Origin of the sequence: Planktothrix serta PCC 8927 (genome assembly GCF_900010725.2) — a bacterium.
In the GTDB taxonomy this organism is placed as follows: Bacteria; Cyanobacteriota; Cyanobacteriia; order Cyanobacteriales; family Microcoleaceae; genus Planktothrix; species Planktothrix serta.
In genome coordinates this window covers 85,397-100,592 of sequence record NZ_LR734869.1, presented here as the reverse complement: position 1 = coordinate 100,592, position 15,196 = coordinate 85,397, and the positions used below count along the sequence as shown (strand labels likewise).

The following is a 15,196-nucleotide window of genomic DNA, read 5'->3' as shown; positions in this document are numbered from 1 at the left end:
ACTGTTTTCTGTACCCCAAAAATTGAATAATTAAGAACATATATATACCAAAAGTTTCTCTTTATTGTTCCCTAGAGGTTGAATATACCCAAACTTTTGCTATATTTAATCCTTAGAGAGATAGTAAATTAGGGAAAAAATAATGGATTGTAATTCAAACCATAGTATCTTTTTGCGAGCGAATGGCTCATTAGCCTGTTGGGACGATTATGGCAGTTTATTAACTCTACAACCCTTTGAAACCGTTCTTGATTATGGGCAAGATGTTTATCTGGGGAAGACTTTTCAACAGATCAGAAATAAACTCTCTCAGAATGAAATGCCGTTTCCTGAGTTTTGTACCCAATGTTATTGTCTCGCCAAACATCTGCAATACAACTCCTCCTTTTCTGAGAATAAAGAAATCCTTGTCTTCCAGGTCGAGCCGACCATTCGGTGTACCCTGGTATGTCCCGGTTGCATGACTCCAGGGGAACGAAAAACCCGAATATCGCCTCCCTATGACCTGGATATTACCGTATTGGAAAAAATTCTGTGCGACCTACAACGCCAGCATATCCACATTCAGACAATTGATTTTCAAGGACACGGTGAACCTTTATTAAATAAGAATCTTTGCCAAATGATTCAACTGGCTAAACAGTTGTTTCCAACGACAAAAATCACAATGTGTACTAACGCTCATGGTTTTTATCAGCCAGAATATGTATCTTCTGGACTGGATGAGATCATCTTTGCTATTGATGGAATTGATCAGCCCTCCTATGTCCCTTATCGTCAGAATGGAGACTTCCAAAAAGCCTTTAAATTTATGAAAGATTTTGCGAGTGATGCTCGTCAGCAACAGAAACCGATTAAAACAATTTGGAAGTATATTTTATTTTCTCATAATGATACTCCTGAGCAATTGCGACGTGCTCAAGAATTAGCAAAAGAGGCTGGAGTAACGGATTTAGTATTTGTAATTACCCAATTAGGCCCGAAATCATCACGAATATTTGATGCAGAACAAATTCCCATGATTGATAATGGAGTAACTGTCTCTGTATGGAACTATTTGGTAGATCTTCAGAGTATTCGGCAAAGCATAGATGAGGCGAGAAATTGGTGTGATCAGCAAGAATATGAAAAAGCAGAGGATTGTTTACAATATAGTGTCATGATGCTCTTTCGCCGCTTTCGTTATAATACAAAAGAGACTCTTATTCCTGAAGCTTATCAAGAAGCTATTTATGAATTAGTTGATGTTCATGAACGCTTCAGCAAACATTGTGGAGAACATAAAATATCAAAATTGCATACGATCAATTTTCTTTTTAATCAAGCCATGCGATCAAAATTACAAGCCCAAAATGCCGTGATCCAGCAGCAAGTTCAGGAGATTCAACAACAAGCTCAACTCATTGAGAGGAGAGAAAATAGCCTATCATGGAAAATCACGTCACCGATGAGAAGCATCCGCAACCATCCTGATGTTGTTTATTGTTTAAGATATTTGCAAAAATTTATAACGCGCTGATAAAAGGCGTTACTTTTTATCTCTGGATAATTATAGGAAAGTGAAATTGTGCAAAGTATTTATAAGTTTGATATTGACAGCAAAATTAGCTCTAATCCTTACTACAAAACTCAGCTAGGTTCTGCCTATTTAGGTAATAGCTTAGAACTGATGACTGAATTGCCTGATGAAAGTATCGATCTGATTTGTACTTCCCCACCTTTTGCCTTAGTTAGAAAGAAAGAATATGGTAATGTAGATGCTCATCAATACGTCGAATGGTTCAAGAAATTTGCTCGTGAATTTTATCGGATTCTCAAGCCTCAAGGGTCGCTAGTGATCGATATTGGAGGAACTTGGCTTAAAGGTTTTCCTGTGCGATCGCTGTATCATTTTGAGTTAGTAATAGAGCTTTGCAAACCCAAATCAGAAGGGGGTTTAGGTTTTTTTCTCGCTCAAGAGCTTTTTTGGTATAACCCAGCGAAACTTCCTACACCTGCGGAGTGGGTGACGGTGCGGAGAGAAAGAGTTAAAGATGCTGTCAATACAATTTGGTGGTTATCAAAAGATCCTCACCCTAAAGCCAATAATAAAAGAGTTTTACGGCCTTACAGTGAGGCGATGAAAAATCTATTAAAAAATGGCTATGATGCAAAATTACGCCCGTCTGGACATGATATTTCTACTAAGTTTCAGAATGATCGCGGTGGTGCTATTCCTCCTAATATTATTGCTGATCCTGCGTGTGAATCAGGTACATTGATTGGAAAACCCATATTAGGAGAATTTAATTGGATTTTAGAGAATGATTTAGCGCAGCCTGTCAATATTATTTCTGCTTCTAATACTGCATCTAATGATTACTATCAGAGACGCTGTAAAGAAGAAGGAGTTAAAGCTCATCCAGCCCGATTTCCTCAAGCATTACCTGAATTTGTTATCGGACTTTGTACTGAACCTGGTGATTTAGTTCTCGATCCCTTTGCGGGTTCAAACATGACCGGACGAGTGGCTGAAACCCTTGAACGTCGTTGGTTAGCCTTTGAATTAGATGAAAATTATATTAAAGCATCACAGTTTCGATTTGAAGAAGATGCGCCCTTGGTGGTTACTCCATTAAAAGACAGAAAAGCACTGAAAGCAAAAGCACTAACTTTAGCCCCTGATTATCTTGAGAAATCATCTACAATTGAGCCTCAAAATACTTATATCCAATTAGACTTATTTCAACCCCATAGTAATAATATGCCAGAACAAAAACTGAAATTTACTTATGGACATCAGTTTGAACCTAAAACGATGAATTTACCGGAACTGATACAACTCTGTGTAGATTGTCAACCTGATCGCCGTGTTTTACAGGATGAAATTGCCAAGCGTTATTATTCTAGTCACTCAACACAAAATGATTTACAAAAAGGGGAAAATCGTAGCAAACTTGCAATGAATACATTCCTTTCCCTTCGTGCTTACAAATTGGTTGAATCAATTAATGATCAGGATTGGCAATACACAGTAACAGATATTGCTAATGAAATATTAGATTCTCAGAGCGATAGTGATGAAGTCGCTATAATTTTTGCCCGTCATATTCTGACTAACTTAACGGGAATGTCTTTGTTAAAAGCGGTGGAAGCAATTAATAGTAGAGGCGATAAACCTAAATTAGATCTAATTGGTTATGAATTGCAAGAAATGGGGTATTCTCTTTCTCCCAATGCTATCTATGTTAGCACGATGCGGCAATGGTTGGAAAAGGCAGGAGTATTTGAAAAAACTTACGAAATTAATTGGGATCGAGTTTATGACATCCTAGAACTTGATAAAGACTATATTGATGAAATTTACACCCTTACCTCAGAGCAAAAATATTTTCTATTAGCAATGCTCCAAATGAGTATTATAGAACTAACCAAATGGAATGATATTGCTAATTATGCGGTAAGTGTTTATAAAGTACGGTTTCCTTCAAAGTCATTTGTTAAAGATATTATTCAGCCGTTAGTAGAAGTAGGTTTGATTGAAACTGAAAAAACGACGGGCGGACGTGGTGCTAAACCTAATCTGGTTAAACTGACGGAAAAAGCACAACGAGAATTACTGTCTAAACTGTTAGAATCGATTGCAGATATGACGGAAATTTCCCAAACCGAACTCAATCGAAGTTTTGAAGATGTTGTTAATGATTTAGAGCATTCAGATAAACATATTAAAGGCAAAGCCCTAGAATTGTTAGCCATTTGGATGATTCGTTTAACAAGTCTTCGATTTACAAAATGGCGGAAACGGGACTATGAAACGGGACAAGGGGAAGTAGATGTTTTAGCTGCATCAGATCGCTTTGTTTATCACCGTTGGCAAATTCAGTGTAAAAACACTAAACGAGTCGATGTTGAGGTATTAGCGAAAGAAGTCGGGATGACGTTTGTAACGGGTGCTGATGTGGTGATGATTGTAACAACTGGAGAGTTTACTAGAGATGCTTTCCAGTACGCTTATCGGATGATGGAAGTATCCCGTTACTATATGGTGTTGATTCAAAAAGAGGATATTGAGGCGATCAAAGAAAATCGAACTAATATTATCAAGATTCTTGATCGCCGCGCCAGGCGTGTATTTGCTAAAAAGGAACTAGGGTTAACTGATAATGCAGTTGATGAAATTGAACTTGAAGAGGATTCACTGACAGATTTTGATGGAATATTGATAGAGGAATAGAAAAACCTCTGGGAAGAAGGGAAGCACCTAAGTAGATATCAACCATCAAGGGCATATTATTAATTTAATCGCTATCATAGCTGATTTAAAATAATACAATGACGACCCGGACGTTGAATTAATCCATCTTGTTCAAGTTTAATCATCATGCGAGTGACACTCACTCTTGTTGTACCAATGACATCAGAAATATCAGCATGGGTTAGACGTAAATCTATCAATAATCCTTCCGGTGTCAACCGACCAAATTTTTTCGCCAGCCATTTTAAACAATTAAATAAACGTTGTTCTGTGCGTTGGGTATGGAGAATGCTTTGCAGTTCTTCCGTTTGGCGAAGATGGGTTAAAATTGCATCCGTATAATTTGACCAATCTGCTGAAGGGATGAGACTGACTTCAACGGAGGTGACAGATTCAATTTGATAAGCTTCCAGTTGGGTTAAGGGTTTACCGATCACATCGTTGTGTCCCCAATATCCTAAACTAATTAAGGTTCCGTCTTCTGTCCAGGTGAGGGTGCGAACAACACCCCGTTCAATTATCCACAAGGCATTAGACCAAAGGGGAATTTGTTCACGGGGGTTAAAGGTGCGTAATTTGGCAGCTAATGGAACACTAACAAGGGTTGAAATACTCACAGGAAGCATAATTGAATGTTTACGCCCACTTTAAAGGTTTGAGGTTAAATTCCGTTTCAGTCTGGGTTAAACTTCTCTAATATTGCTAGAAAAGACGAGGGGAAGAAACGACAACCTCATTGACTAAAAATCAATCGACTACAATAAAAGTAATTTAATAAACTATCAACTTGATATAATGTTAGAGTTATCTGCCCTGGGACTATTACAGCGAGAACCCTTACATGGCTACCGACTAAAACAGCGACTAGAGTTGTTTCTCAGTAGTTGTATGAGTGTGAACTATGGAGCAATTTACCCCTTACTTAAACGTTTAGAAGAACGGGATCACATCCAGGTATTGCTAGAAGAGTCTGGGGATGCAGGCGCTAGTCGCAGAATTTATGCGATTACTCCTAGCGGACGCGCTCGTTGGCGAGAAAAAATGTTAGAACATCCGCAAGAAAGCTGGGTTAAAAGTCGCGCTCGATTTTTAGTCAAATATTTCTTTTTTGCCGATTTAGAATCTTCAGAACGAGTGCAATTAATTGAAAATCGTTTAAGGGTTTGTCATCAACGCCAAGCCTACTTAGATAGTCAAGAAATGGGAACTCTAGTGACTGATTCTTTCCAATCTGCAACTTGGGAACGGGCAAAAATTATGTTGAGATCAGAAATGGATTGGCTATATGAATGTTTAGAAAAAGAAAACTTGTACCATCCCGCTTCTTCCTCTCCACTTCTCTCCTCCGAAAGAGGTTAGGTGAGTTGAATATCTTGTAACCTTAGAGCAAAATTCTGAGTTGACCTTGATCTTCTCATTATTCTGCTCCGTGAAAAATAATCTTAAACTTTTGCTGAACAATGTCTGATTTGCAATCCCAAAAATCTACCGTGAAAGAGCAGGATCAAGAGTGGGTTGAGCCAGAGTTTTATCCGAATAAAACTGATCTCCACCCTCAATTTTTACCCCCAAAAACCACCCTAGAACCTGCAATTTCTCAAACAGGATGGTTAAAAATGCTCCTCATTATTTTAATAACATTAGGCATTGGTTTTTTCGGGGGACAATGGTGGCAATCTACTGCTAAGAATGGGGAAAGCCCAGCAGCAGAAAGATCGGATCGACCGAAAGGAAATGCAGTTAGAATTGCGGCGGTAGAAACTTTTAATATTGAAGAAACCTCTGAATTTGTGGGAACATTAGAAGCAAAACAGGTGGTGAATATTAAGCCGGAAATTGAAGGTCGAATTACCCAAATTTTAGTAGAATCCGGGCAAATACTTCAAGCTGGAGATGCGATCGCACGGCTAAAAAGTGATAATGTAGAAGCAAGTTTAACCCAAACCAAAGCTAATTTACTTCGCGCTCAAGCTCGGTTAGCAGAATTACAAGCCGGAAGTCGTCCTGAAGAAATTGCTCAAGGGCGGGCGAAATTAGCCCAAGCAAAAGCAGGATTAGCCGATGCTGAATCCGGTAGTTTTTTAGCAGAAATTAATGAAGCCGCATCTCAAATTGATTCAATTCGAGCCGAAGCTCAATTAGCCGAAAATCGGGTGAATCGTTTTGAAGAATTAAGCCAATCTGGGGCAATTTCTCAGGATGAATTTGATGCGTTATTATCTCGAAAAACCAGTGCTGAGGCAAATTTACAAGCGGCTCAACGTCGTTTAGAACAATTACAAAAAAATCGACTATCAGAAATTAATTTACGTCGGGCGGTTGTTGAACAGGAACAACAAGCTTTAAGACAATTAGAAAATGGGACTCGGATTCAAGAAATTCAACAGGCGGAAGCACAGGTTGCTGAAGCGGCGGCTCAAGTTCGCAGTATTGAAGTCGAGTTACAAGAAACAGCCGTTTTAGCACCGTTTACCGGAGTGGTGGGAGATGTGAATATTAAAGTCGGAGATTATGTAGATAAAGGGGATATCATTACCCGTTTAACGGCGAATGATCAGTTAGAATTGAGTTTACCAATCGCCTTAGAACGTCAGGAGGATTTGAAATTAGGATTACCTTTGCAAATGGTTGATAATCAGGGAAAAATATTAGGGACAGGACGGATTAGTTTTATTTCTCCATCGGTAAATCAAGACTCTCAAACGATTTTAGCAAAAGCCACTTTTGATAATAGTCAAAGATTATTTAAAGATGGTCAATTTGTCCGGGCTGAAGTCGTTTGGAAACAAAAAAATAATGTTGTTGTCATTCCAATGACGGCGGTTAAATTTCAAGGGGATCAACGATTTGTATTTCTAGCCGAAGGACAGGAAAAATTAACAGCCAAACGACAACCTGTTAAATTAGGTTTAATTCAAGGCGATCGCGCTGAAATTTTACAAGGACTTCAACCCGGACAAAAACTAATTGTTTCCGGGACACAAAAATTATCCGATGGCGCGGCTATTAATATTTTATCTCCTAATTCAGATCAGACTCCGAAGGGTAAACGTTAAGGAGTCTTGATAACTGATAACTGATAACTGATAACTGATTTTATGTTTACTAATTTTTTTATTAAAAGACCTGTTTTTGCGTCGGTTTGTTCATTGCTGATTATTATTTTAGGAATAGTCGGTTATACTCGCCTTCCCGTGCAGGAATACCCTAAAATTGATCCGCCAATTGTTACTGTAAGCACCAGTTATCCAGGGGCGAGTCCGCAGGTTGTGGAAACAGAAGTTACGGAAATTTTAGAAGCACAAATTAACGGGATTGCTGGAATTAAAACATTAACTTCTAGTAGTCGAGAAGGAAGTAGTTCTATTTCTGTACAATTTGAATTAAATCGAGATTTAGAAGTCGCCGCCCAAGAAGTTAGAAGTCGGGTGGCTAGAGGGGCGAGAAGCTTACCTGATGAAGTCGATGAACCTGTAGTAGAAAAGCGATCGGGAGATGATGAACGAATTTTATGGATCGCTTTGTTTGCTAAAACTTTATCTCCTTTAGAGTTAAGTAATTACGCAGATATTTATATTAAAAATGTTTTAGAAACTGTTGATGGTGTTAATAGTATTTTTATCGGTGGAGAACGTCGTTATGCCATGCGATTATGGTTAGATCCCGTAAAAATGGCTGCCCGTCAAATTACCGCTTTAGATATAGAAGCAGCCTTAAGAAGACAAAACGTTGAAATTCCCAGTGGTCGAGTTGAAGGAAAAGAAACAGAATATCCAGTGAGAACTTTGGGAAGATTGCAAACTCCCCAAGATTATGAAGACTTAATTATTAAGCGGACTGATAATGGTTCACAAATTAAAATTAGAGAGATTGGGCGGGCAGAAATTGGGGCAAAAGATGATCGAGTCATTGCCCGTTTTAAAGGAACTCCTGCGGTTTCATTAGGGATTAGTAAACTTTCTGACGCTAATTTAATTGAAGTTGCCCATGGGATTAAAGCCAAATTAGCGGAATTAGAAAAAAGTTTTCCCGAAGGAGTTAGCTATCAAATTGCAGTGGATTATTCTGAATTTGTAGAACTTGCCATTGAAGAAGTTTGGATTAGTTTGTTAATTTCAATTGGATTAGTGGTTTTAATTATCTTTTTATTCCTGCGAAATTGGAGAGCAACCTTAATTCCCGCGATTACGATTCCTATTTCTTTAATTGGGGCATTTAGTGTGATGTTTTTTATGGGATTTTCCATTAATACATTAACCCTATTTGCCTTAACATTAGCAACGGGTTTAGTCGTAGATGATACGATTGTAGTCTTAGAAAATATCATCCGTTATATGGAAGAAAAACGGCTAGATCCATTTCCAGCGACTTATGCCGCCGTTGGAGAGGTTGTTTTTGCCGTGATTGCAACAACGGTTGTTTTAATTGCCGTATTTGTTCCTGTTGCCTTTGCTGCGGGAGCAACGGGACGATTATTTAATGAATTTGCTTTAACATTAGCAGGTTCGGTGGTCTTTTCTAGTATTGTTGCATTAACCTTAGCACCTCCGCTTTCTGCCCGTTTACTCCGTCACGAAACCCAGCCGAAGGGATTAATGAAACTGCTATCTTTCCCCCTGGATTTATTTGAGTGGGTCTTGAATAAAATTATTGCTATTTATGCTTTTACATTAAAACTATTAATGGGAATTAAACCCCTCTTAATTTTAGGATTTATTGCTTCTTTAGGCTTAACAGCTTGGTTATTCTTACAATTACCCCAAAGCTTTTTACCCACTGAAGATCGAGGTCGAATCTTTACCCCAATTACGGCTCCCGAAGGTGTGAGTTTAAACTATACAAATCGTGTGGTTCAGCAGGTTGAAAAAATCTTAAGTCAAGTGCCAGAAGTTGAAAGTTATTTTGCCATAGCAGGTTCTAGCCGAGGAGCATCTCAAGCCAATACAGGATTCTCTTTTGCCCGTTTAATTCCTTGGTCTGAACGAACCAAACCAGAACAATCTCAACAATCTATTGTTAAGCAATTATTAGGTAAATTTTCAACAATTACCGATGCTTTAGTTTTCCCCACAAATCCAGGAGGATTACCCGGAGGCAGTCAAGGTCAACCGATACAATTTGTTTTACAAGGTAATGATTTAGAACAACTCGCGCAAGTTTCTCAAGATTTTGTAATTCGTGCTAGAGATTTACCTGAGTTAGTTAATATTGATACTAATTTAAAACTGAATAAACCTGAATTAACGATTACTGTAGATCGTTCCCAAGCGGGAAATTTAGGGGTTTCTGTACAGGATATTGCCCGAACCTTACAAATTTTAGTCGGAGGTCAAGAAATTACCAATTTTAATCAGGGAAATCAACGTTATGAAGTTGTGGTTCGGGCTGAGGAGAAGTATCGAGCAAATCCCGAAGATTTAAAAGAATTATATGTGCGTTCCCAACAAGGAGAAATGATTGCTTTAAGTAATTTAGTCACCCTTTCAACGGCAACAACACCGCCCCAAATTAGCCACTTCAATCGCTTTCGGTCTGCGACTTTAGATGGCAGTCCAGCATCGGGCGTAAGTTTAGGAGAAGCGTTAAAGGCGTTGGAAAATTTAGCCCAAGAAATTTTACCTCCTGAAATGCGAACTGCTTACTCTGGAGAATCTTTAGAATTTAAAGAAGGGGGTCAGGCGACTAATTTTATTTTTGCTCTAGCTTTAATCTTTATTTTCCTCACCTTAGCCGCCCAATTTGAAAGTTATATTGACCCAATTATTATTTTATTAGCAGTTCCTTTGTCGTTATTAGGAGCATTTGGGGCGTTATGGATTGCACAATTAGACTTAAATGCCTATAGTCGAATTGGGTTAATTATGTTGATTGGATTAGCGACTAAAAACTCAATTTTAATTGTGGAATTTGCCAACCAATTACGAGAACAAGGGTTATCGATTCAACAAGCGGCTTTAGAAGCCTGTCGATTACGATTTCGACCGATTATGATGACGGCTTTATCGACCATTTTAGGGGTTATGCCTTTGGCTTTTGCCACAGGTGCCGGGGCGGGGAGTCGAGTGGCGATTGGGATGGCGGTGATGGGGGGAATGATTGTCTCGACCTTCCTGAGTCTCTATATTATTCCGGTTTTTTATGTGATTGCGACCAGTTTGCAATCCCGTTTGATGGGGGATCATTCTCAACGCCAAGATTCAGAAAATGTGGCGATGAATACAGAAAATAGATTGAATTCTAATAGAAATGGGAGTCAGAACGGTCACAGTAAGGTTGAGGTTGTTACTTCCCATCGGGATCACCACACAAAATCTTCACAAAGTTCTGATAAAACTCGAAATTTGTAAAGGGATTGTGTTGATGATTCTGACAACTTTTCCCTTGTTGCGATCGGGTTAATAAGTGTATAATATAGTTAACATAACTTAATTCATAAAGTGTTAAGTTATGATGATTTGATAACATTACAAGATTAACCATTGCCATCAGGGTTGCATAGAAGCATGAGGACGAGTCTATCTAACGTCTGAAAGATAGATCACGTTCCCGGTTTTTAACCCGGTCTGTGATTCGTCCCCTGTCCCTCACCCTTAGCTGAAAAGTTAAGAAATTTCAAAATAGTCGTTTAAAACCCAACTTTAATAAAACACCATGCAAACCGTAAACTTGCCTGTCGAGTCGATTAAAACTGAAATTTTATGTAGTTATAAAAATCTCACGAAACAACTGCAAATTCTACGGATGGAAACTACAGTTCGAGGTTATTTTGAACGGGTTGTTTTTCCGGGGGAATATTGCTTATTTGTTGGAGAATCTAATATAGATTTGGAGATTTATTCGAGTGGAGATCCGACCCGAATTGAACTCGAAAAAATCCCTTGTGATTCCTTAAAAGTTGAAGAAGCCGATTGACACTCTCAGGTCTGAAGACGCGCTCGATTCTAACTTCAACCTAGATACTTGCTGCGACCAGGGTTTCCCCAAGAAGAGTAGAGGTTTCTAGTCCATTAGCGTTACTTCGGGGATGCCCTCCCCTAGCTTGTTTACCAAGATTTAGAATATTAATTGCAGCATTTGTATCTCTATGTAACTCACATCCACAATTACAAACATGGGTGCGGGTTGATAGAGATTTTTTCACGATTACCCCACAATTAGAACATTTTTGCGAAGTGTAATGGGGTGCAACCGGAATTGCTAATTTATTAAATTTAGCTGCAAAATATTCTATCCATTGTCGGAACAAATACCAACTGGCATCTTTTTCTAGCACAATTGAATGAAGAAAGAAGGAGCCCTGAAGGGCTCACTACAATTTTAACGGCGTCTTCTACTTCCAGAGGAAGAACGACTGCGGGAACCACTCCCGAAAGTGGGTTTGCGTTGTTGGGTTGAGCCTTTATTCGGGGACTGACGTAAATCCGTTGCTCCAACGCCGGAACCCGTTGAACGGGTGGAATTGGGCGAATTCCGACGATTTACGGAGGAATTCGGATTTGAGTTGCGAATATTTCCGGTGGTGCGTAACGTGGTACTATTTTTTACCGCCGCCGGGGGACTATTGTAACGAGTCCGATATTGGTTTACAGCTTGGTTATAGTTGGAACCATAACCCCCATATCCCATTAAAGGGCTTCCCGATACATACACCGGAGGCACATAATAACGAGGGGCAAATAAGCTATTGGCGATGGCACTTCCAGCCAAAGAAGCCGCAAAGGGTGTCCAGAAACTCGATTCTTGACGGACGACAACGGTTTGGGGTTGACCTGTGGCGGGGTCAGTTTGAGTTTCGGTAACGTTATGAACATATTCAATACGGAAATCCGGCGTTAAATAAAAAATGGGTTGACCATTATTAATATTTAAGTTGCTTTTTTCTCCGGCTTTAATTTGTTCCTCTGTTAACTGCGCCATCTGTAAATTCGTGGTGCGATAGGTGGCAGATTTACCCGCAGGAGTATTTAATAACATCAGGGTATATTCACCATCGACATCGTTATATTGAGCTTGTTGAACGGGATATTTACCCTCTGTGACTTGATTGGTTGGAGCCGATGTGATCGGAGTAGATTGTTGGGGCCTAGATGAAGTTGTTGAAGATCCACAGGCAACTGTTGTCCAACAAAAGGTGAGTGAGATGAATACAATTAAAAGCTTTTTCCACATAAATCCATTAACGTTTGTGAACATTATTAAGCCCAAAAATTTTGGGCTTGACGAACATTGTTTAACTTCAAGGAAAACCGATACTATTCCTTAAAGCGGAATCAGTTCAGGAAAGTTCTGTAATAATTGATCGTCGGTTAATTCCTCTCCTAAACGGGCTGGGGAGAAATGAATTTGAATTCCTCTGAGTCTGCTTTGATAGTGAAGATTAATAATTGCTTTTAACCCACTACTCATGGCCTCAAAACTCGCTAAATCCGTTTCTAAATCAGGAACTTCCCCTTCACTGACTATTGTAATCATTACCACTAAATTGTGGGTCATGGGTAAAGAAAGCAGTTGAGTTATATCAAGCGGTTGAGATAAGTCGGGTTCGCTCAAATACCGTTGGCCAGAGTCCGTGAACAGTTCGTTAAAGTAATCTGAGGCTTCTCCTTCGCTCCAAACTACATCTCCTTCATTGGAGCCGGACTGCCAATAGTTATCATATTGAAGCAGACTTTGGCAAACTTTTACTAATCCTTCTCCTGTCGCCTCCAAGTCTCCCTCGGCATCAACGACGTTTCTGACGACTTGGTTGAGTACCCCCAATAGGGGGGCTACCTGATAACCGCCTAAATGCAGAAACAAACGACTGACCACAAACCGGGTTTTTCCGATCATGCGATTAAAGCGATCGCCTACAGCAGCCATAATTACATTACTCCTCAATGATTATTACTATTTAATTAGCATATCGTTTTAAGTTATCCTGTTGTCAGCCATCCGTTCTGAATTTAAGGATGGCAATGTTCTGTGATATTAAATACTTATGAACTCAACCCCTTCTTCAACGGTTCCCCCTCCAGAAAAGCTCAGTTTATCAACTAAATTAGCCTTTGGTGCGGGGGATTTGGGCCCTGCAATTACGGCGAATATTTCTGTATTTTTTGTTTTGGTTTTTCTGACTAATGTTGCGGGTTTACCTGCGGGATTAGCAGGAAGTGTATTAATGGTTGGAAAAATTTGGGATGCGATTAATGATCCGATTGTAGGAGTTTTAAGCGATCGCACGGTTCATCCTTGGGGAAGACGTTATCCTTGGATGGTTTTTGGTGCGATTCCCTTTGGCATTTTATTCTTTTTACAGTGGATTGTTCCCAGTAATAATAACTCAGTTTTGTTTTGGTATTATGTAATTATTGCGATTTGTTTTAATACCGCTTACACGGTTGTTAATTTACCTTATACGGCTTTAACTCCTGAGCTAACAACGGACTATAATGAACGCACAAGTTTAAATAGTTTTCGCTTCGCCTTTTCCATTGGTGGCAGTATTTTCTCCTTGATTTTAGCTAAAATTATTTTTAGTCTGTTCCCCGATTCTCCCTATCAACGCTATTTAATTTTAGGTGTAGTTTGTGGTTTTCTGGCTGTTATTCCGCTTTTTTGGTGTTTTTTAGGAACTCGTAAACAGGTTTTATCTCGACAGTCTGGGGAAACTCTTGAGGATAATTCCGAGAATATTCCTATCGCTGAACAAATTAAAATTGCTCTGAGTAATAAACCCTTTTTATTGGTGATTGGAGTTTATCTCTGTTCTTGGTTAGGGGTTCAACTCACGGCTTCTATTTTGCCCTATTTTGTAGTTAATTGGATGCAACTTCCTGAAAGCACTTTTCCCCAGGTTGCCATTGCAGTTCAAGGAACAGCTTTAGTGATGTTATTTGTTTGGAATTTAGTCAGTCAACGCTATGGGAAAAAAGCCGTTTATTTTATGGGAATGGGGTTATGGATTGTTACCCAAGCGGGTTTATTTTTCTTGCAACCGGGACAAATTACTTTGATGTATATTCTGGCAATTTTAGCCGGATGCGGGGTCGCAACGGCCTATTTAGTACCTTGGTCAATGATTCCTGATGTGATTGATTTAGATGAATTAAATACCGGACAAAGACGAGAAGGAGTTTTCTATTCTTTCATGGTGTTATTACAAAAAATTGGATTAGCCATTGGGTTATTTTTAGTCGGACAAGCCTTAGATTTTGCTGGATTTATTTCTAGTATTCCCGGTCAACCTGCACCGATACAACCGGACTCGGCTCTATTAGCGATTCGGTTTGCCATTGGCCCTTTACCCACAATTATTTTGATCATGGGCATAATTTTTGCCTGTTTCTATCCGATTACTCAAGAAGTTCACGCGAATATTTTACTTCAACTCAGCGAAAGAAAACGCAACGAAACTCTGGATTAAAAATGGGGTAGGAATATGTACTTAAAAATCTCTATCTCATGAATGAGATTGAAAGGCGATCGCAGTTTTCAATTATTCAGATCTTATGGTAATATAGTAAACAAATAATATACACACTGCCATTGAGTCCTCACAATGACAAACACCACTTTAAAACCCATGCAACCGATTTCAACCTGCGAGTATTTACAGTTATCTCCCGCCGCCTTAGCGTTGATGGCAGACTTTTTTAAAGTATTATCGGAAGTCAGTCGGTTACAAATTATTTGCTGTTTAAAATCCGGGGCTAAAAACGTTACCCAGATTATTGAAAGCACCGGGTTAGGACAAGCCAATGTTTCTAAGCATTTAAAAGTTTTAGCTCAAGCTGGAATTGTCACGCGAACTCAGCAAGGCGTGAGCGTTTATTATGACATTGCCAATCCTTTTCTATTTGAAGTGTGCGATTTAGTCTGTGAATCTTTAGTGTCTCAAATGCAGCAGCAAAATCAACATTTAGAACAACTGCGAGCTATTAAAGTCGCTGTTTAGGTGTTTCTTATCCCTAATTGTAC

The 15,196-nt window shown here is 39.1% G+C and carries 12 protein-coding genes; 8 read left to right on the top strand and 4 right to left on the bottom strand.

Annotation, left to right across the window (positions count from 1 at the left end):
• Nucleotides 1-142: 142 nt before the first annotated feature.
• Together PL8927_RS11320 and PL8927_RS11315 are read left to right on the top strand one after the other, a co-directional pair.
• Entirely contained in the window at nucleotides 143-1,519 is a 1,377-nt protein-coding gene (locus PL8927_RS11320; protein WP_083621317.1) for a radical SAM protein, read from the top strand.
• 48 nt (nucleotides 1,520-1,567) lie between these two features.
• Nucleotides 1,568-4,216 (top strand): DNA methyltransferase, encoded by a 2,649-nt coding sequence (locus tag PL8927_RS11315; RefSeq protein ID WP_083621315.1) that lies wholly within the window; start codon nucleotides 1,568-1,570, stop codon nucleotides 4,214-4,216.
• 74 nt (nucleotides 4,217-4,290) lie between these two features.
• On the opposite strand, the gene PL8927_RS11310 is transcribed toward PL8927_RS11315, so the two are convergent.
• Nucleotides 4,291-4,854, bottom strand: coding sequence for a Crp/Fnr family transcriptional regulator (locus tag PL8927_RS11310; RefSeq protein WP_083621968.1), 564 nt, complete (start codon nucleotides 4,852-4,854; stop codon nucleotides 4,291-4,293).
• A 178-nt stretch (nucleotides 4,855-5,032) separates the two neighbouring features.
• Here PL8927_RS11310 and PL8927_RS11305 point away from each other — a divergent pair, with 178 nt between their 5' ends.
• The 4 genes from PL8927_RS11305 to PL8927_RS11290 all read left to right on the top strand — a co-directional run bounded on the left by PL8927_RS11305 (nucleotide 5,033) and on the right by PL8927_RS11290 (nucleotide 11,149).
• Entirely contained in the window at nucleotides 5,033-5,596 is a 564-nt protein-coding gene (locus PL8927_RS11305) for a PadR family transcriptional regulator (RefSeq protein WP_083621313.1), read from the top strand.
• Nucleotides 5,597-5,697: 101 nt separating this feature from the next.
• Nucleotides 5,698-7,293 carry an efflux RND transporter periplasmic adaptor subunit gene (locus PL8927_RS11300; RefSeq protein ID WP_083621311.1) on the top strand — a complete coding sequence of 532 codons (1,596 nt, stop codon included), beginning with the start codon at nucleotides 5,698-5,700 and terminating at the stop codon, nucleotides 7,291-7,293.
• A gap of 42 nt (nucleotides 7,294-7,335) precedes the next feature.
• Nucleotides 7,336-10,584 (top strand): efflux RND transporter permease subunit, encoded by a 3,249-nt coding sequence (locus tag PL8927_RS11295; protein ID WP_083621309.1) that lies wholly within the window; start codon nucleotides 7,336-7,338, stop codon nucleotides 10,582-10,584.
• Nucleotides 10,585-10,888: 304 nt separating this feature from the next.
• Nucleotides 10,889-11,149, top strand: coding sequence for a DUF1830 domain-containing protein (locus tag PL8927_RS11290; protein WP_083621306.1), 261 nt, complete (start codon nucleotides 10,889-10,891; stop codon nucleotides 11,147-11,149).
• A 40-nt stretch (nucleotides 11,150-11,189) separates the two neighbouring features.
• On the opposite strand, the gene PL8927_RS11285 is transcribed toward PL8927_RS11290, so the two are convergent.
• The 3 genes from PL8927_RS11285 to PL8927_RS11275 all read right to left on the bottom strand — a co-directional run bounded on the left by PL8927_RS11285 (nucleotide 11,190) and on the right by PL8927_RS11275 (nucleotide 13,099).
• Nucleotides 11,190-11,510 carry a zinc ribbon domain-containing protein gene (locus PL8927_RS11285; protein WP_407947400.1) on the bottom strand — a complete coding sequence of 107 codons (321 nt, stop codon included), beginning with the start codon at nucleotides 11,508-11,510 and terminating at the stop codon, nucleotides 11,190-11,192.
• A gap of 44 nt (nucleotides 11,511-11,554) precedes the next feature.
• Nucleotides 11,555-12,430: a hypothetical protein gene (locus PL8927_RS11280; protein WP_231505986.1), complete on the bottom strand. Its 876-nt coding sequence runs from the start codon at nucleotides 12,428-12,430 to the stop codon at nucleotides 11,555-11,557.
• A 66-nt stretch (nucleotides 12,431-12,496) separates the two neighbouring features.
• Nucleotides 12,497-13,099, bottom strand: coding sequence for a DUF1517 domain-containing protein (locus tag PL8927_RS11275; RefSeq protein ID WP_083621298.1), 603 nt, complete (start codon nucleotides 13,097-13,099; stop codon nucleotides 12,497-12,499).
• 118 nt (nucleotides 13,100-13,217) lie between these two features.
• On the opposite strand from PL8927_RS11275, the gene PL8927_RS11270 reads away from it, so the two are divergent.
• A complete protein-coding gene (locus tag PL8927_RS11270; protein ID WP_083621295.1) occupies nucleotides 13,218-14,642 on the top strand; it encodes an MFS transporter in 1,425 nt (474 codons plus the stop codon).
• Between the two features lie 135 nt (nucleotides 14,643-14,777).
• Nucleotides 14,778-15,173, top strand: coding sequence for an ArsR/SmtB family transcription factor (locus PL8927_RS11265; RefSeq protein WP_231505985.1), 396 nt, complete (start codon nucleotides 14,778-14,780; stop codon nucleotides 15,171-15,173).
• Nucleotides 15,174-15,196: the final 23 nt, after the last annotated feature.